Here is a 16793-nt window from a genome sequence, read left to right on the forward strand (position 1 = left end):
AGCCATGAGCGCCGAACAGTCGCCCAAAATCGTGATCGTCGACGAAAGCCCGATCCGGGCCGCGATCCTCGAGGAGGGGTTGCGAGAGGCCGGATTCACGCAGGTCGTCCATATCCGCGAGATGCAGAGCCTCTTGGCCCGTATTTATGCGGTCGACCCCGACATCATCCTGATCGATCTGGAAAACCCCAGCCGTGACGTGCTGGAGGCGATGTTCCAGGTCAGCCGCGCCGTGAAACGGCCGATCGCCATGTTCGTCGATCAGAGCGATTCAGCCTCGATCCAGGCTTCGGTCGAGGCGGGGGTGTCCGCCTACATCGTCGACGGGCTGAAGAAGGAACGGATCAAGCCGATCCTGGACCTCTGCGTGTCCCGCTTCAACGCCTTCGCCAAGCTCCAGGAGGAACTGGAGCGCACCAAGTCGCAGCTCGAGGACCGCAAGATCATCGAGAAGGCCAAGGGCATCCTGATGAAGGTCAAGGGTCTCACCGAGGACGAGGCCTATGTGCTGCTGCGCTCCACCGCCATGCGCGAGAAGAAGAAAATCGGCGAGATCGCCCAGTCGATCATCACCGCGTCGGAGATGCTGAAATGACCGCTCCCCTTCGCATCGGATTCATCCCGCTGGTCGACGCCGCCGCGCTGATCGTCGCCGTCGACAAGGGCTTCACCGCGGCCGAAGGGCTCGAGGTCGAGCTGGTGCGCGAAGTGTCCTGGTCCAACGTTCGCGACAAGCTGAATATCGGCCTGTTCGATGCGGCACATCTGCTTGCGCCTGTGGCCATCGCATCCTCGCTCGGGCTCGGCCACGTCAAGGTACCGATCGCCGCGCCCTTCAATCTCGGCATCAACGGCAATGCCATCACGGTCTCGCCGGCGCTCCATGCCGCGCTGATGGAGCAGATCGACGGCGACCGCTTTGACCCGCTCGCCACTGCAAAGGCGCTGGCGAAGGTCGTCGCCATCAGGCGCAAGGCGGGCCTCGAGCCGCTGACCTTCGGCATGACCTTTCCGTTCTCCACGCACAATTACCAGCTGCGGTTCTGGATGGCGGCGGCCGGCGTCGATCCGGATGAGGACGTGCGCCTGGTGGTGCTGCCGCCGCCTTACATGGTGGATAGCCTCAGAAGCGGCCATGTCGATGCGTTCTGCGTCGGCGCGCCCTGGAATTCGATCGCGGTCGATCTCGGCATCGGCCACATCCTGCATTTCGTCTCCGACATCCTGGCGCGCGCAGCCGAGAAGGTGCTGGCGGTGCGTCAGGTCTGGGCCGACAAGAACCCGGACGTGGTGGCAGCGCTGGTGCGTGCGGCGGTGAAGGCGGCCGAGTTCATCGAGAACCCGGACAACCTGGTCGAGGCGGCGCGGATCCTGGCGCAGCCCGAGCGGATCGGCGTCGATGCCGAGGTGATCCAGCGTTCGCTGACCGGGCGCCTGAAGATCTCGCCGGAGGGCACGGTGCGCGAGAGCGATCGCTATCTGCTGGTCGGACGCGAAGAGGCAGGGCGACCGGATCCGGTGCAGGCCGCCTGGCTCTACGCCCAGATGGTGCGCTGGGGGCAGACAGCCCTGAGCGGCGAAGCGCTCAAGACGGCGATGGCCGTGTTCCGGCCGGACCTCTACGATGCTGCCGTCGGGTCCAGCGGAGGAGGCCAGGTCAGCACCCCGTTCGGCGCCTTCGCCGGACCGGCTTTTGACCCCACGGATCTCGGCGGCTATCTGGCCTCGTTCAAGGTCGCTCGACGGGCTCCATAGGCCTGCTCAAAGCTTAATCACATCGATTCGAAGCTCAATCTTTGGGCCATTGCTGCCCGAAGCAGCATGAACCTTGATCCACTTCATGCGCCGCACACAATCCTAAGCCACTGATTCCAAGTGATTTTACGGTTTATGCTGCGTTGGCACACTCCTTGAATAGAGGGAGTCCAAGCCGCCCGGCGTGGGCGCCGGCGGCTTCCAAGTCCATGGTGGATTTCCGCAGCAACGAGGCTGATCGGATCGCTCCGGGCTCCGGCGAGGTGCATGAGCGCCTGCAACCGGCTCCCTGCGATCAACGTCCGTTTCACCCGTTGACGCCGCCCTACGCGCGGCAAGCTGGAGCTTCGATATGGATTACGCGAAACCCTCCGATGTTGTGGCCTCGATGGTCGATGCCAGCCTGAAGAAGCTGGCACTCGCTCCGCGCGACATCATGATCCGCGGTGCGATTTCAGGCGCGCTGCTCGGCGCGGCCACCACGCTCGCGCTGACCGGCGCGGTGACGACGGGACAGCCGATCGTCGGCGCGCTGATCTTTCCGGTCAGCCTCGTGATGATCGTGCTGCTCGGACTCGAGCTCGTGACCGGAAGCTTCGCCATCGTGCCGCTCGCGCGTCTTGAAGGCAAGGCGAGCTGGAATGCGGTCATCGCCAATTGGTCCTGGGTTTTCGTCGCCAATCTGCTCGGCAGCATCTTCGTCGGTGCATTGATCGCGATCTCGCTCACCAACATGGGCAAGCTCGAGGTCGCCGGCGTCGCCGCGAAGATCGTTGCGGTTGCCGAGGCCAAGACCATCGGCAACGCCGCGATCGGCACCGCCGGCATGGTCTCGGTGTTCGTCAAGGCGATCCTCTGCAACTGGCTGGTCTGTCTCGGCGTCGTGATGGCGATGACCTCGACCTCCACGGTCGGCAAGATCGCGGCGACCTGGCTGCCGATCTTCCTGTTCTTCGCGCTCGGCTACGAGCATGCCGTGGTCAACATGTTCGTGATCCCAACCGGCATGATGCTCGGCGCCAAGGTCAGCATCTCCGATTGGTGGCTCTGGAATCAGATCCCCGTGACGCTCGGTAATCTCGTCGGCGGCTTCGTCTTCACCGGCCTTGCGCTCTACGCGACGTACAAGCCCGCCAAGCCTGCGGCCGAAATGGCGCAGGTTGCGGTCCAGGCAGCAGAGTAGGTCCATTCAGCCCATGAAACTCGATACCACCCCCACGGCTGATTTCTCCGACGAGCAGAAGCGCTATCTCGAAGGCTTCATGTCCGGCATGCAGGTCGGGCGTGTCGGACGCGCTTTTGCAGCCGGCGGCGCGCCTGCGGCCGGCGCTCCTGCCGAGCCGACCGGACCGGACGCTGCCGCGATCAAGGCGCAGGACAAGCTCATTGCGGCAGGCAAGAAGCTCGCCGACCAGGAGAAGTTCAAGCGCGAGATGCATCCCTTCGACGCCTATGAGCGGCTGAAGGACCAGGCCCGCAACAACGCCAATCCGACGCCGGCGGACAATTTCCGCTGGCGCTATTACGGCATCTTCTGGGTGGCGCCGGCGCAGACCTCCTACATGGCGCGCCTGCGCATTCCCAACGGCATCCTGAAGCACTGGCAGATGTCGGGTCTCGCCGACATCGCCGAAAGCTGTGGCGGCGGCTATACCCATGTCACCACGCGCGCCAACTTCCAGATCCGCGAGATCGAGCCAAAGAACGCGGTCAAGCTGATCGAGGGCGTCCAGGACATCGGCCTGTGCTCGCGCGGCGCCGGCGCCGACAACATCCGCAACGTCACGGGCACACCGACGGCCGGCATCGATCCGCAGGAGTTGCTGGACACGCGCCCCTATGCGCGCGAGTGGCACTATCACATCCTCAACGACCGCTCGCTGTTCGGCTTGCCGCGCAAGTTCAACGTCGCCTTTGACGGCGCCGGCAAGATCGCAGCGCTCGAGGAGACCAACGACATCGCCTTCACCGCGGTCGAGGTGAAGGACGGCTTCGGCATCGAGCCCGGTGTGTGGTTCAAGCTCGGCCTCGGCGGCATCACCGGCCACAAGGACTTTGCGAAATATTCGGGCATCGTCGTTCGCCCTGAAGACGCGACCGCTGTCGCCGATGCCATCGTGCGCGTCTTCATCGAGCATGGCGACCGCACCAATCGCAACAAGGCGCGGCTCAAATACGTGCTCGACACGATGGGCCACGATGGCTTCCTCAAGCTGGTCGAGGAGCGCCTCAAGAAGCCGTTCTCACGCGTACCAGCGGAAGCGCTTCTGCCGCGCCCCTTGTCCGATCGCATGGCCCATATCGGCGTGCACAAGCAGAAGCAGGCCGGGCTCAACTGGATCGGCGTGGCGCTGCCGGTCGGCAAGCTCACCTGCGAGCAGATGCGGGGGCTCGCCAAGATCGCGCAGGATCTCGGCGACGGCGATATCCGCCTCACGGTCTGGCAGAACCTCTTGATCTCGGGCGTGCGCGACGAGAACGTCGCGCTCGTCACCGCCGCGGTCGAGAAGCTTGGCCTCGCCACTGAGGTTTCGAACGTTCGCGCCGGCCTGATCGCCTGCACCGGCAATGCCGGCTGCAAGTTCGCGGCGTCCGACACCAAGCGCCATGCGGCCGCAATCGGCGACTGGTGCGACGAGCGCGTCAAACTCGACACGCCGCTCAACATCCATCTGACCGGCTGCCATCATTCCTGTGCCCAGCACTACATCTCGGACATCGGCCTGATCGCGGCCAAGGTGCCGGGTGCGAGCGAGGATGACCAGGTCGAGGGCTATCACCTCTTCACCGGCGGCGGCTTCGGCCCCGATGCCGATATCGGGCAGGAGGTATTCCACGACGTGAAGGCCGAGGATGTGCCTGTCAGGGTCGAGGGCCTGCTCAAGGCCTATCTCGCCAACCGTGCCTCGCCTGAAGAGACGTTCCTGACCTTCTCCCGTCGCCATGACAGTGAAGCCCTGCGCAAGCTCGCCGAAGCGGAAGTAACAGCATGACCCAGATGTCCGTGCCTCCCAAGATCGAGATCATTCCGGCCAATGCACCGTTCAGCGAAGGCCAGCGGCTGTGGCTGAACGGCTTTCTCGTCGGCATGCTCGGCCTTGACGGCTCGACGGCGCTGTCGCCGATCGACAACGTGGCCTTGCTGGCACCGCAAGGCGATGGCGATGACGGGGAGGCGCCCTGGCATGATCCGGCCATGGCCATCGCCGATCGCATGAAGCTCGCGGAAGGACGTCCGCTTCGGCGCCGCATGATGGCGGCGATGGCGCAGCAGGATTGCGGTCAGTGCGGCTACAATTGCGCCGATTATTCGGACTCGATCGCCAACAAGAGCGAAGCCCGCCTCAACCTCTGCGCCCCGGGCGGCAAGGAGACGGCGCGGATGCTCAAGCAACTGTTCGAGGAGATCGACAAGGCGCCGGCGGCGAAGCCTGCCGGCGGAGCTGCCGCTCCCGCCGCGAGCACTCCCGCTGTGCCCGAGGTGAAGGCCGAGCTCGGCCGTGCGCGCGAAAATCCGGCTGAAGCTACCTTCCTGTCGCGCCGCCTGCTCAACAAGGCCGGCTCGGAGAAGGAAACCTACCACGTCGAGTTCGATCTCTCCGAGAGCAAGCTCGACTACGTCGTCGGCGATTCCTTCGGCGTGTTCGCGCGCAACGACCTTGGCCTGGTCGACCAGATCATCGCGCTGCTCGGCGCCTCCCATACCACCAAGGTCAACAACAAGACGCTGCGCGAGGCGCTGGTCGAGGACGTTTCTCTTTCTCCCGCACCCGATAAGCTGTTCGAGCTGCTCTCCTTCATCACCGGCGGCGCGCAGCGCGAGAAGGCGAGGGCGCTGGCGCAGGGCGAGGATCCCGATGGCGATGCCGCAACGCTCGACGTGATGGCGGCGCTGCAGAAGTTTTCGGGCACGCGGCCGCATCCGGAAGCCTTCGTCGAGGCGCTGGAGCCGCTGCAGCCGCGGCTTTACTCGATCTCCTCGTCGCACAATGCGACGCCCGGCAAGCTGTCGCTTACGGTCGATTCCGTGCGCTATGTCATCGGCAAGCGCAAGCGCCTCGGCGTCGCCTCGACCTTCCTCGGCGAGCGCATCAACGAGGGCGACAAGCTCAAGGTCTACGTGCAGAAGGCGCATGGTTTCGGGCTGCCGCAGGATCCGAAGACGCCTGTCATCATGATCGGTCCCGGCACCGGCGTTGCGCCGTTCCGCGCCTTCCTGCTCGACCGCAAGGCAACCGGCGCGCAGGGCAAGAACTGGCTGTTCTTCGGCCATCAGCGCAGCGATTGCGATTTCTTCTACCGCGATGAGCTCAACGCGATGAAGACTTCAGGGCTGCTGACGCGTCTGTCGCTGGCCTGGTCGCGCGACGGCGAGAAGAAGTTCTACGTGCAGGACCGCATGCGCGAGCTCGGCCGCGAAGTGTGGACGTGGCTCGCCGAGGGCGCGCATCTCTACATCTGCGGCGATGCCAAGCGCATGGCCAAGGACGTCGAGCGCGCGCTGGTCGACATCGTCGCCCAGTTCGGCGCACGCTCGACCGACGAGGCTGTCAGCTTCGTCGCCGATCTCAAGAAGAAGGGGCGGTTCCAGGCTGACGTGTACTAAACCTCGGTAGAACAGTCGTGAATCGCCGGCGCTGCGCAGGGCGCCGGCGACGGACCTTCTACTGTGCATGGGGTTGTTTTCGCGATTTGGCCGGGCGGAACCGGAGCTGGTTCCATCTGCCGCGGAGTTTAACGAATAGGATTTCTGGAACCGGGCAGGCTGGAGAATGTTCTCCTACAAAGTGGCGCCGAATGACGCTTCCATCACTATTTGCGTGATGGTCTTACAGCCGTCGCGTCCGATCGTTCATACTCACCGCATGGTGCGTTGGAAATCGACCATCCGGGAATTGTCGGCGGAAGCCAGGCTGCACCTCTATGCGCGATCCCTCGCGCGCAGGACCAGAGCGGGCGCGCACCACATCGGGATCTACGGCGCGTGCGCGCTCATTGCCGTGTTGCTCTTCGGCACGCTGTCGGCGCGCCCGTTCTGATCACACCCCGCGCTTGAACGGCGCGACCTCGATCCCGGCATCCTTCAACGCCTGACGCAGCGTCCGCGCGATCTCGACCGCACCATAGGTGTCGCCGTGGATGCAGACCGTGTCCGTGCGCATCTTGATGACCTTGCCTGTCACCGACACCACCGCGCCGTCCTGCACCATGCGCACCACGCGATCGGCAATCGCCTTTGCATCGTGTAGCACCGCGCCCGGCTTCTTGCGCGAGACCAGATTGCCGTCGTCCTCATAGGCGCGGTCGGCGAACACCTCGTGCACCATCGGCAGGTTGGCCTCTTCGCCTGCTTTCACCAGTTTCGAGTTGGCGAGCACGACGAAGATCAGGCTGGGATCGACCGCCTTGATGCCGGCGGCGATCGCCTTCGCCGTCATGTCGTCCTCGCAGGCGACGTTCGAGAGCGCGCCATGCGCCTTCACATGCGTGACCTTGTGGCCGGCCGCGGTCGCGATCGCCTGCAGCGCGCCGATCTGGTAGGCGACGAGGTTCTCGATCTCGGAGGCCTTGAGCCCTGCGATCGGATGCCGGCCGAAGCCCTGCAGGTCGCGATATCCAGGATGCGCGCCGACCGAAACGCCGCGCGCCTTCGCCAGCTCGACGGTCCGGCGCATGATGTCGGGGTCGCCGGCATGGAAGCCGCAGGCGACGTTGACCGAGCTTGCGAGGTCGATCATGGCGGCGTCGTTGCCCATCTCCCAGGCGCCAAAACCTTCGCCGAGGTCGCAATTGAGATCGATCGTCTTCATGGTTGCTCTCCGCCTCTGGTCTTGTTGTCCCTACGGCTCCGCCGCGACCTGCCAGGTTCCGGCATCCACGGCATTCACCGCATGGCCTGCAACATTGGCATCGCTCAGTGCCTCGATATTGAGCTCGACTGTCTCGGAGGAACGCAGGCGATCGGGCAGGGTGCGGATCAGCTGCTGAAACTTGCGCGCCTCGTCCTGCGCCTCGTCCATGCTGACGGCCTTGAAGCGGAACGCCGTTCCCGCCGAGGTCTGGGCCAGACGGCCGACATCTGCCGTGATCACGGTTGCGATCTTGGGATAGCCGCCTGACGTGCCGCGGTCCATCATCAGCGCGATCGGCGCGCCGTTGCCGGGGACCTGGATGCTGCCGTTGACCGTGCCGTCGGAGACGATGTTGTGGCCGTGCAGATGCTTGACCGCAGGGCCTTCGAGCCGGTAGCCCATGCGATCCGAGGTCGCCGAGATCTTCCATTCGCTATTCAGGAACAGCGCCTTGTTGGCGTCGTCGAACTCGTCGTCCTGCGGCCCCAGCACGACGCGGATTGGCCCTGTCGCAGGCTTGGGCAGCTCGATGCGCAGTTCCGCTGCACCGCTCGCGGCATCGACCGCGAATTCGTCGCCGGCCTGCAGCGGGCGCGGGTAGGGGCTGCCGAGACCGGCGCGGGCATTTACCGCGAGGCTGCCGAACACAGGCTCGCCCTTGATGGCGCCTTCGATCGCGAGATAGGTGAAGGCGCCGCCACGAGCAAAGCCCAGCGTCAGCGTCTCGCCGTCCTTCAGCGTGACGGACGTATCCATCGCCACCGGCTTGCCGGCAACGTCTGCATTGCGCGGCGCGCCTGATATCGCAACGCGCACGGCGCCGTTCCTGGCGGTGAAGGTGGCGCCGAATGGGCCGATCTCGACAGCGGCTGCGAACGGCTCGTTGCCGACAAGCGTGTTTGCAGCGGCCAGCGCCAGCCGGTCCATCGCGCCGCTGACCGTCAGGCCGTAGCGTTGTGCGCCGTGACGCCCGCCGTCCTGGACGGAGCTGGCGGGACCGATGCTGGCGACGACGAGCCGGCTCATGCGTCGACCCGCTCGGCAATGATCTCGCCGGCCTCGGCGGCGCGATCCAGCTCGTCGAAAGTCTTGTGGTCGATGGCGAAAAACGTCACGCGATCACCGGGTTCGGTGAGGAAGGTCGGATTGCGGTGGAGCTGATAGGTTCTGACCGGCGTGCGGCCGAGCAGGTGCCAGCCACTGGGCGCGGCCAGGCACTGGATGCCGGCCTGGACGCCGCCGATCGAGATCGTGCCGGCGGGCGTGAACAGGCGCGGCGACTGCCGCCGCGACATATGCAGGGACTTGTCGAGGCCACTGAGATAGGACCAGCCCGGCGTGAACCCGATCATGGCGACGCGATAGTCGCCGCCGACATGACGGGCGACGATATCGTCGGGCGTGGTGTTCAGCGCTTTGGCGACGTCCTCGAGGTCGATGCCGTGCTCGCCGCCATAGGCGACGGGAATGCGCCAGCGCCGCGCCTTGGTGGTCGGCGGCAGGGGCTGGCCAGCGATCGCAAGCAGCTTTTCGCCGAGCGCGTCGAACCCGATCTTGCCGGGGTCGTAATGCACCAACAGCGAGCGGTAGGTCGGGATCATCTCGGAGATGCCCTCGATGGGGTGAGCAGCGAGCGCCTTGTCGAGCGCGAGCACGCGCTCATTGGCGGCGTCGTCGATGGTGCGGCTGAACTCGACCGTGACGGCGCTGTCGCCACTGGGCAGCAGGCGGGGCGGGGGAAGCGTCGCGGCCATGACCTCTCGAAATCGGTCTTGAGAAAAGCGCGGGCTCAGCCTTGAGTTCCGCGATGCCTTTGCTTCGCGTAAATGCGCCCGCAAGTCCAATAAATTAATGCTGGGGGTGGCGATAAAGCCTTGTTATCGCGTCGCATAACCGCCCGGCAGGGCCGCATTCTTGTCAGGGCTTTGGCCCTTGACGACAAGCCCCGGGCTCGCAAGATGCGCGCGTTCTTTCCCGTACCCCGGAGCTCGTTCTCGTCCATGTCGTTGTCCCCCGAAGCCCGCAAGATCCTCGCCGGCATCACCACCGCCACCATCACCACGGTCCTGCTGAAAAAGGGCCTGCGCAATGTGTGGATGCGCGGCGCGCGTCCGCTGCGTCCGGGTCTGCCGCGCCTGGTGGGACCGGCCTTCACGCTGCGCTTCGTGCCGGCCCGCGAGGATCTGGCGACGCCGGAATCCTGGTCGTCGCCGATCTCGACCCGCACCGCGATCGAGGCGATGCCCGAAGGCTGCATCGCCGTGGTCGATGCCATGGGCATCACCGACGCCGGCATCTTCGGCGACATCCTCTGCGCCCGCATGGTGAAGCGCGGCGTCACCGCACTCGTCACCGACGGCGTCGTGCGTGACGTCGAGGGTGTGCTCGGCACCAACCTTCCGGTGTGGTGCGACGGCTATGCCGCGCCGCCGTCCGTGGCGGGTTTGACCTTCGTCGGCTGGGGTGAGCCGATCGGTTGCGGCGGCGTCGCCGTGTTCCCGAACGACATCGTGGTCGCCGACCAGGACGGCTGCGTGCTGATCCCGCAGGCGATGCTCGACCACGTCCTCGCCGAGGGCGTCGAGCAGGAGCGCATGGAAGCCTGGATCGTCAACGAGGTGAACAACGGCGCGGTGCTGCCGGGCCTCTATCCCATGAACGCCGAAACCAAGGCGCGCTACGCCGCCAGCAAGAAGTAACAGGAAACGAGGACATCATGGACATCACGCTCGCAGGAACGCGGCCGACCCGCCGCGCGCCCAAGGAACACTTCACCGGCACCGTACTGCAGGACCCCATCAACATGGCGCCCGCGCCGGCGCGGCTCAACGTTTCGCGCGTCTCGTTCGAGCCGGGCGCCCGCACCAATTGGCATCATCATCCGCTCGGGCAGACGCTCTACGTGATTTCGGGCGTTGGCCGCGTCCAGACCAAGGGCGGGCCGGTGAGGGAAATCCGTCCTGGCGACACCGTCTGGATCCCGCCGGGTGAAGTGCACTGGCACGGCGGCTCGCCAGGCAACAGCATGTGCCACATCGCCATGCAGGAAGCGCTCGACGGCGTGTTCTCGACCTGGCTCGAGCCAGTGACGGATGCCGAATACGCGGCGCCGCTCGGCTAATTCTGCTTGAACAAGGCGCATCGCCTGAGGGCGATGCGCCTCCTACGCCCGCTCCGCGGTCCACGTGCCCGAGCACATGGCGCCGCGCCAGGTGCCGGAGCCTGAGGTGCCGCTGAGCCGGCCGGAGCCGACGGCGTGCTTGATGCCGCTGCCCAGGGTGACGTTGATGCTGCCGGCATCCGCGACGCGGCCCGATGCCGTCACGGCTGCGCTGCTCGAGGCGATCTGGCCGTTGCTGATGCCGATCGCGACGGTCGCGCCGTTGCCGCAGGTCTCGCTCGACGACGAGATGCGCACGTTCCAGGTGCCATCGAAGGCGGAGCCTGCCGCATCAGCCTGCGCGAGCGGGACGGCGATGGCGACAATGGTGGCGAAGAGACCCTTGCGAAATCGATTCATGACACGCCCCTTGATTTTGACCATGCGGGGATCGTGTCAGGAGCGCGGAACTTTTGATGTGAGGGCTGTCACGCGCACCGCGCGCTCTGTGAGGTGACGCACATCGGAGCGACATCTGGCGCAAAAGCAAAGGGGTCCGGATTACGGCCCCCTTGGCTGTCTTGAAGGCGTTGCGCCCGACTCAGTTCACGCGCGTCCAGGTCTGGCCGCCGCAGAACATGCCGCCGAAGGCGCAGCCTTGCACGCGCAGGCGATCGCCTCCCTTCAGCGAGATCGTCGAATCGTAGGTTGAGCCGCTGTTAGGATCGAGGATGCGGCCGGACCATTTCTGGTCCTTGCCGGGCTTCATGTTGATCAGAACCTGTTCGCCGTTCTGATTCGATTTGCTGTCGACCGAATAGCCGCAGAGATTATTGCCGCACTGCTCGATGCGGACCTTGCCTTCCTTCTCCTCGGTGAGCCAGACGCCGAGCGGTGAATTGAGATCGCGCGTAGGTGCGGCGGCAGGCGCCGGCGGTGCGACGGCCGCGGATTGAACCGGAGCGGGGGCAGGCGCCGGAGCGGGTGGTGGCGGCGGTGCCGGCGGCGCGGCCGCTACGGTCGGGGCCGGTGGTGGAGGCGGTGCGGGTGGCGCAGGCGGTACCGCGGCCACTGTCGGGGCAGCGCCCGGAGCCGGTTGCGGCGGCGGCACCATCTCTTCGGCCGGAGCGGTGGTGGCAGTCGCCGCCGGAGGCGGAACAGCCGGAGGTGGCGAGGCCGGAGGCGGCGCCGCGGCCGCAGGCGCTGGTTCTGCGGCGACAGGAGCGGGCGCCGGCGGCGGGGCGGGGGCGGCCGGTGTTTGCGGGTCGACCTTGGCTTGCTGCGGGACCTGCTGGTCCGGCTTGACGTCGTTCTTTTTGGCCTTCCTGGCCTTGGCCTGGCCGGTGTTGTCGTACACGCCGGGAATCTGGACCGTGCCGCGGTCGGGATCGATCCGGATGGTGCGCCCGCCATACTCGAACGTGTACTGCGCTTGCGCGGCGGTGCTCGCCAAAAGGAATGCGGCCGTGGCCAACAGCTTCCTCATTTCCATCTCCCGAACAGGTGGTCCCCGCACCGAGGCTTACGCTTCGGCTCGATCCCGAAAAGTGATCTAGATCACTGTCACGGGTATGAGTCGCCTTCCAGCGGTTTCGGGTTCAATAACGCCGAACTCGGTCCAGAGTTGGACGGCTGGATGCGACCAGCCGCCGCGACCCCGAGCTACTTCTCCGGACAGCGCGAATCCGCGGCCTGCTCGGCGCGGGCCAACGCAACGTCGTTGGCCTTGTCGGTGTGGATCTCGACCGCGCCAAACAGACAGGCCTTCTCGCCGTTGATCGCGAACACCGAGAGCTCCTGGACCTAACGCTCGTCGTCACCGACGCGGCTCCAGGTGCGGATCATGCGCCGCCGGCTCTGGTCAGCGCGAGCGTGGCCACGAGCGCGATCATCAGCCGCATGCTAGTCGAACCAGGCCGCGTAGATCTTCTTGTAGCTGCCGTCCTCCATGGAGATGTGCAGCCATTGGTCGACAAAGGCTTTCAGCGCCATGTCGCGCTGGAGCCAGTAGGCCTTCTCCGAAAAGTCGAACGGCTTGTCCGGATGCACCGCGCAGAGCACGCCCGAGTTCTGCTTCTGCTGGTAGCGGGTCTCGGAGGCGTCCGTCATCATCAGATCGGCGTTGCCCTTGGCGATCTCGTGGAATATCTCGGTGTTGTCGGGGAAGACGGTGATGTCGGCGTCCTTGATGTTGGCGCGCGCGAAACGCTCGTTGGTCCCGCCGGGATTGACGATGACACGGGTGCCTTTCTTGTCGATGTCGGCGAGCGTCTGATATTTGGCCGAGTCGGCGCAGCGCGCGATCGGCGTCTTGCCCTCGCGCATGATCGGGATCGAGAAGAAGCCCTTCTTCTGGCGGTCGAGGGTCACGGAGACGCCGCCCATGGCGATGTCGAACTGGTCGGCTTCGAAATCCTTCATCAGCTTCGGCCAGGCCGTGGGCACAAACTCGACCTTGACGCCGAGCGCCTTGCCCAGCGCCTCCGCCATGTCGACGTCGAAGCCGGAGAACTGCTGCGTCGCCTTGTCCAGATAGGTGAAGGGCTTGTAGTCGCCTGTCATGCCGACGCGCAACGTGCCGCGCTTGACGATCTCGTCGAGGCGCGAGGCGGCCGGCTGCTGCGCGTAAGCCGAGAGGTTTGCCAGCACCATCACGGCCAAAGCCGCCAGGATTCGGACAGTCATTCGAACAGTCATCTCTTTTCCACCCCTACCCAAGCTGTCATTGTGCAGCCCGCGAGAGCTCGATTTAGACCAGATGCCAGTTTCTGGCGAGGCGGAATTGAAAGGAATCCTGGCGTGACGATGTCGATGTATGAGGCCTCGGTGGGCCTCTTCGTGCCTTACCTGCGCAACCTGTCCGTCCTTCTCGACAAGGGTGTCGCCTATGCCGAGACCCGCAAGTTCAATCCGGCGGTCCTGCTCGGCATGCGCTTGGCACCCAACATGTACGATCTGGCCCAGCAGGTCGGCGAAGCCTGCCGCCACGCCACCGTTGCCCCGGCCTTGCTGGCACAGTGCGAACCGGTCGCGCTGCCGCCGCTGGAGCACGACATGGCCGGGCTTCAGGCGCGGATCGCCACCTCAATCGAATTCATTGAAAGCCTGCCATGCGCCGAGATCGATGCGGCGGCGGAGCTGAAGGTCTTCTTCAGGCTGAAGAACGGGACCGAGCTGCCCTTCACCGGGCGGACGCTGCTGCTCACCAACAGCATCCCGCAATTCTTCTTCCACGTCACGACGGCCTACGACCTGCTGCGGCACGCAGGCGTCGAGCTCGTGAAGAAGGATTTCTTGGGGCGGAAGTAACTACGCCTCGCCCTTGCGCTCGTAATCGGCAAGCGAGCTGCGGCCGGCGATCTCGCTGCGCAGCAGCTCGAAGCGGCGGTGTGCCTCGTTCTCATGTTCGTCGACGAAGCGCACTGCGGCTTCGCTGGTCATGGGCCCGCTGACCACGGGGGCTGACTGCTCGCCGATGGTCTCGTGCACATAATACTGGCCGTCGTCGCCGCGATGGACCGTCCATTTCAAGCGGATCGCGACCATCGGTCCGGGGCCGACCTTGCTGTAACCGTCGGCATCGGCCGGGTGCTCCGGCACCAGCGGTTGCTCCTCGACCAGGGGATGCTCGTCGGAGGCCTGATGCTCGTCTGCGACCGAAGACTCATCGGCTGCCACCGTTTCCGTCTCGGTGTCGCGGACGACGAGAACGGGCTCGGGGTTCTCCAGGATGCTGGCGATGGTCGCCAGTGCATGGTCGGTCGGGTCGATCTCTGACAAGGGTCCATCCTCCAGCTCGACGCGGCCGGCAAGTCTGTCCCACTACCGCCGCGGCAGGGAACATTAGGCGCGTTTGATTAAGGCTGAGTTGGGGCCCGATCTGCACCAAAATGGGACGCATTCTGGCCATCCGAAGGCGGGCGGGCTGATCCGACCGCCTTCGGATTTAGCTCAGCCCAGCACGTCCTGATTGATGACGTTCTGCCTGATCGGATCGCCGTCGAGCACACTCAGGATGTTGCGCGCGGTCTGCTCGCTCATGCGCTGGACCGCCTCGACGGTCACGCCGGCGACATGCGGAGCCATGATGACGTTGGGCAGCGCGAACAGCGCGTTGCTGACCGGAGGCGGCTCCACCTCGAACACGTCGATGCCGGCGCCGGCGAGCTTGCCGGAAGTCAGCGCATCGTACAGCGCAGATTCCTTCACGATGCCGCCACGGGCGGTGTTGATCAGATAGGATCTCGGCTTCATCCGGCCGATCCGCACCGCGTCAAATGAACCGACCGTTTCCGGTGTCTTCGGGCAGTGGATGGTAACGAAATCGGCGTTCGGCAGGGCGGCGTCGAGGTCGGTGACAGGCCCGCAGCCGGCGGCCTTGATCTCAGCAGCAGGCTTGTAGGGATCGTAGACCTGCACGTTCATTTCCATGGCCAGGCAGCGCTTGGCGGTGCGGCTGCCGATGCGGCCGAAGCCGACGATCAGCACGGTCTTGCCGTAAAGGTCGAACGGCAGCATGCCGAGCCGCTCGGCCCATTTGCCGTCCTTGACGCAGGAATGCATCTCCTGCGCGCGCTTGGCCAGCGTCAGCATCATGAACAGCGCCGCTTCCGCGACCGAGGGCGAGTTCGCGCTGCCGGCGACCATCAGCGGCACCTTGCGGCGGGAGAGGGCGGGCACGTCGACGGCGTCGTAACCGACGCCGATGCGGGTCACCACCTTCATGTCGCGGGCCGCCTCGAGCTCAGTCTCGCCGAACGCAGTGGCGCCGAGCGCCACGCCGTGAACCGGCGCATGACTCTTCAGCAGGGCCTCAAAATCCTTGGCGGAGATCAGGTTCGCAAACTCGACCAGCTCGATATCGTCCCGCTGGGTGAGGAGGGCGCGTGCCCCTTGCGACAAAGTTTGTGTAACGAAAATCTTCTTCTTGTTGGTCGTCATCGCTCCCTGCCTGCTCCACGTTTCTCGAGCCGGCGTCACAGTACGACGCCGGTTTCCTCGTTTAGCAGGTGCATATTGTTGAGGTCCATCGCCAAACGCATAGGAGCCCCGTCCTTGGCGCCGGCGTTGGGATTGACGCGGCCGCACACCGGCGTGCCGTCCATCCCGAAATAGACCAGCGTCTCCATCCCCATCGGCTCGGTGACGTCGAGCACGGTGTCGAAGGTCTCGACGCCGGGATCCAGGTGCGCGTGCGACTCGGTGAGATGCTCGGGGCGAATGCCGAGCAGCAGCTTGTCGGTGCGCGGCAGCGCGTTGTAACGCGCGGCGCGGGCCGAAGGCAGCGCAAAGGCGATGCGGTCGGTCAGGCGGATCTGCAGCGTGCCGCCGGCGTCCTCAAGGCGGCACGGAATGAAATTCATCGCCGGCGAGCCGATGAAGCCTGCGACAAAGCGCGTCGCCGGCTTGTGGTAGAGCTCGTTCGGCGTGCCGATCTGCTCGATCTGCCCCTTGTTCATCACCACCACCCGGTCCGCCAACGTCATTGCCTCGACCTGGTCGTGGGTGACGTAGACGGTGGTGGTGCGCACCTTCTGGTGCACCTTCTTGATTTCGATCCGCATCTGCACCCGCAGCTTTGCGTCGAGATTGGACAGCGGCTCGTCGAACAGGAAGACCTTTGGGTTGCGGACGATGGCGCGCCCCATGGCGACGCGCTGGCGCTGGCCGCCCGAGAGCTGCTTCGGCTTGCGGTCGATCAGGTCGGTGATGTCGAGCAGGCGGGCAGCTTCCGTCACCCGCGCCTTGATCTCGGCCTTGGGATAGTGCTTCAGCCGTAGCCCGAACGACATGTTTTCGGCGACTGTCATGTGCGGGTAGAGCGCATAGTTCTGGAACACCATCGCGATGTCGCGATCCTTCGGAGGGACGTCATTGACGACGTCGCCTCCGATCATGATGTCGCCGTCGCTGATGTCCTCGAGGCCCGCGATCATGCGCAGCGTGGTCGACTTGCCGCAGCCGGAGGGCCCGACCAGCACGATGAACTCATGGTCTGCGATATCAAGGTCGATGCCGCGCACCGCTTCGACATCGTCGTAACGCTTGATCACCTTACGCAGGGAAACGTCGGCCATTGCACTTCA

19 protein-coding genes are annotated in these 16793 nt (G+C 65.1%); 9 read left to right on the plus strand and 10 right to left on the minus strand.

Features of this window, described 5'->3' with window-relative positions:
* Positions 1-4 precede the first annotated feature (4 nt).
* The 6 genes from XH89_RS19515 to XH89_RS19540 all read left to right on the plus strand — a co-directional run bounded on the left by XH89_RS19515 (position 5) and on the right by XH89_RS19540 (position 6794).
* Entirely contained in the window at positions 5-595 is a 591-nt protein-coding gene (locus tag XH89_RS19515) for an ANTAR domain-containing response regulator (RefSeq protein ID WP_027559205.1), read from the plus strand.
* Positions 592-1755 (plus strand): CmpA/NrtA family ABC transporter substrate-binding protein, encoded by a 1164-nt coding sequence (locus tag XH89_RS19520; protein WP_194462086.1) that lies wholly within the window; start codon positions 592-594, stop codon positions 1753-1755. The genes XH89_RS19515 and XH89_RS19520 overlap by 4 nt, the downstream gene beginning before the upstream one ends.
* A 352-nt stretch (positions 1756-2107) precedes the next feature.
* On the plus strand, positions 2108-2938 hold the full coding sequence (locus XH89_RS19525; protein WP_194462087.1) for a formate/nitrite transporter family protein: 831 nt from the start codon (positions 2108-2110) through the stop codon (positions 2936-2938).
* Positions 2939-2951: 13 nt separating this feature from the next.
* Complete coding sequence (locus XH89_RS19530; protein ID WP_194462088.1) at positions 2952-4748, plus strand: NirA family protein; 1797 nt, start codon at positions 2952-2954, stop codon at positions 4746-4748.
* Positions 4745-6361: a sulfite reductase subunit alpha gene (locus tag XH89_RS19535; protein ID WP_194462089.1), complete on the plus strand. Its 1617-nt coding sequence runs from the start codon at positions 4745-4747 to the stop codon at positions 6359-6361. Before XH89_RS19530 ends, XH89_RS19535 begins: the two co-directional genes overlap by 4 nt.
* A gap of 166 nt (positions 6362-6527) precedes the next feature.
* Positions 6528-6794 (plus strand): hypothetical protein, encoded by a 267-nt coding sequence (locus XH89_RS19540; protein ID WP_194468738.1) that lies wholly within the window; start codon positions 6528-6530, stop codon positions 6792-6794.
* Here XH89_RS19540 and XH89_RS19545 read toward each other — a convergent pair whose 3' ends face one another.
* From XH89_RS19545 to pxpB, 3 genes are read right to left on the minus strand one after another with little or no spacing between them, the layout of a single operon-like run.
* Positions 6795-7565 carry a LamB/YcsF family protein gene (locus XH89_RS19545; RefSeq protein WP_194462090.1) on the minus strand — a complete coding sequence of 257 codons (771 nt, stop codon included), beginning with the start codon at positions 7563-7565 and terminating at the stop codon, positions 6795-6797.
* A gap of 30 nt (positions 7566-7595) precedes the next feature.
* Positions 7596-8633, minus strand: coding sequence for a biotin-dependent carboxyltransferase family protein (locus XH89_RS19550; RefSeq protein WP_194462091.1), 1038 nt, complete (start codon positions 8631-8633; stop codon positions 7596-7598).
* Positions 8630-9361: a 5-oxoprolinase subunit PxpB gene (gene pxpB / locus XH89_RS19555; RefSeq protein ID WP_194462092.1), complete on the minus strand. Its 732-nt coding sequence runs from the start codon at positions 9359-9361 to the stop codon at positions 8630-8632. Before pxpB ends, XH89_RS19550 begins: the two co-directional genes overlap by 4 nt.
* Positions 9362-9607: 246 nt before the next feature.
* On the opposite strand from pxpB, the gene XH89_RS19560 reads away from it, so the two are divergent.
* Together XH89_RS19560 and XH89_RS19565 are read left to right on the plus strand one after the other, a co-directional pair.
* Entirely contained in the window at positions 9608-10306 is a 699-nt protein-coding gene (locus XH89_RS19560) for a ribonuclease activity regulator RraA (RefSeq protein WP_035712304.1), read from the plus strand.
* Between the two features lie 17 nt (positions 10307-10323).
* Entirely contained in the window at positions 10324-10728 is a 405-nt protein-coding gene (locus XH89_RS19565; RefSeq protein WP_194462093.1) for a cupin domain-containing protein, read from the plus strand.
* A gap of 42 nt (positions 10729-10770) precedes the next feature.
* Here XH89_RS19565 and XH89_RS19570 read toward each other — a convergent pair whose 3' ends face one another.
* From XH89_RS19570 to XH89_RS19580, 4 genes are all read right to left on the minus strand, one after another.
* Positions 10771-11127 (minus strand): hypothetical protein, encoded by a 357-nt coding sequence (locus XH89_RS19570; protein WP_194462094.1) that lies wholly within the window; start codon positions 11125-11127, stop codon positions 10771-10773.
* Between the two features lie 181 nt (positions 11128-11308).
* A complete protein-coding gene (locus XH89_RS19575) occupies positions 11309-12193 on the minus strand; it encodes a DUF2147 domain-containing protein (RefSeq protein ID WP_194462095.1) in 885 nt (294 codons plus the stop codon).
* A gap of 176 nt (positions 12194-12369) precedes the next feature.
* Positions 12370-12495 carry a hypothetical protein gene (locus tag XH89_RS41855; RefSeq protein WP_256439952.1) on the minus strand — a complete coding sequence of 42 codons (126 nt, stop codon included), beginning with the start codon at positions 12493-12495 and terminating at the stop codon, positions 12370-12372.
* A 114-nt stretch (positions 12496-12609) separates the two neighbouring features.
* Complete coding sequence (locus tag XH89_RS19580; RefSeq protein WP_194462096.1) at positions 12610-13392, minus strand: transporter substrate-binding domain-containing protein; 783 nt, start codon at positions 13390-13392, stop codon at positions 12610-12612.
* 126 nt (positions 13393-13518) lie between these two features.
* Between XH89_RS19580 and XH89_RS19585 the strand changes: the two genes are divergently transcribed.
* Complete coding sequence (locus XH89_RS19585; RefSeq protein ID WP_194468550.1) at positions 13519-14016, plus strand: DUF1993 family protein; 498 nt, start codon at positions 13519-13521, stop codon at positions 14014-14016.
* On the opposite strand, the gene XH89_RS19590 is transcribed toward XH89_RS19585, so the two are convergent.
* From XH89_RS19590 to XH89_RS19600, 3 genes are all read right to left on the minus strand, one after another.
* Positions 14017-14487 (minus strand): hypothetical protein, encoded by a 471-nt coding sequence (locus XH89_RS19590; protein ID WP_194462097.1) that lies wholly within the window; start codon positions 14485-14487, stop codon positions 14017-14019.
* Positions 14488-14658: 171 nt separating this feature from the next.
* Positions 14659-15648: a hydroxyacid dehydrogenase gene (locus XH89_RS19595; RefSeq protein WP_194462098.1), complete on the minus strand. Its 990-nt coding sequence runs from the start codon at positions 15646-15648 to the stop codon at positions 14659-14661.
* 35 nt (positions 15649-15683) lie between these two features.
* On the minus strand, positions 15684-16784 hold the full coding sequence (locus tag XH89_RS19600) for an ABC transporter ATP-binding protein (protein ID WP_194462099.1): 1101 nt from the start codon (positions 16782-16784) through the stop codon (positions 15684-15686).
* Positions 16785-16793: the final 9 nt, after the last annotated feature.

The organism is Bradyrhizobium sp. CCBAU 53340, assembly GCF_015291645.1.
In the GTDB taxonomy this organism is placed as follows: Bacteria; Pseudomonadota; Alphaproteobacteria; order Rhizobiales; family Xanthobacteraceae; genus Bradyrhizobium.

Coding starts and splice junctions, on each gene's coding strand:
- XH89_RS19515 (WP_027559205.1), top strand. CDS start 5: ATGAGCGCCGAACAGTCGCCCAAAATCGTGATCGTCGACGAAAGCCCG.
- XH89_RS19520 (WP_194462086.1), top strand. CDS start 592: ATGACCGCTCCCCTTCGCATCGGATTCATCCCGCTGGTCGACGCCGCC.
- XH89_RS19525 (WP_194462087.1), top strand. CDS start 2,108: ATGGATTACGCGAAACCCTCCGATGTTGTGGCCTCGATGGTCGATGCC.
- XH89_RS19530 (WP_194462088.1), top strand. CDS start 2,952: ATGAAACTCGATACCACCCCCACGGCTGATTTCTCCGACGAGCAGAAG.
- XH89_RS19535 (WP_194462089.1), top strand. CDS start 4,745: ATGACCCAGATGTCCGTGCCTCCCAAGATCGAGATCATTCCGGCCAAT.
- XH89_RS19540 (WP_194468738.1), top strand. CDS start 6,528: ATGTTCTCCTACAAAGTGGCGCCGAATGACGCTTCCATCACTATTTGC.
- XH89_RS19545 (WP_194462090.1), bottom strand. CDS start 7,565: ATGAAGACGATCGATCTCAATTGCGACCTCGGCGAAGGTTTTGGCGCC.
- XH89_RS19550 (WP_194462091.1), bottom strand. CDS start 8,633: ATGAGCCGGCTCGTCGTCGCCAGCATCGGTCCCGCCAGCTCCGTCCAG.
- pxpB (WP_194462092.1), bottom strand. CDS start 9,361: ATGGCCGCGACGCTTCCCCCGCCCCGCCTGCTGCCCAGTGGCGACAGC.
- XH89_RS19560 (WP_035712304.1), top strand. CDS start 9,608: ATGTCGTTGTCCCCCGAAGCCCGCAAGATCCTCGCCGGCATCACCACC.
- XH89_RS19565 (WP_194462093.1), top strand. CDS start 10,324: ATGGACATCACGCTCGCAGGAACGCGGCCGACCCGCCGCGCGCCCAAG.
- XH89_RS19570 (WP_194462094.1), bottom strand. CDS start 11,127: ATGAATCGATTTCGCAAGGGTCTCTTCGCCACCATTGTCGCCATCGCC.
- XH89_RS19575 (WP_194462095.1), bottom strand. CDS start 12,193: ATGAGGAAGCTGTTGGCCACGGCCGCATTCCTTTTGGCGAGCACCGCC.
- XH89_RS19580 (WP_194462096.1), bottom strand. CDS start 13,392: ATGACTGTCCGAATCCTGGCGGCTTTGGCCGTGATGGTGCTGGCAAAC.
- XH89_RS19585 (WP_194468550.1), top strand. CDS start 13,519: ATGTATGAGGCCTCGGTGGGCCTCTTCGTGCCTTACCTGCGCAACCTG.
- XH89_RS19595 (WP_194462098.1), bottom strand. CDS start 15,648: ATGACGACCAACAAGAAGAAGATTTTCGTTACACAAACTTTGTCGCAA.
- XH89_RS19600 (WP_194462099.1), bottom strand. CDS start 16,784: ATGGCCGACGTTTCCCTGCGTAAGGTGATCAAGCGTTACGACGATGTC.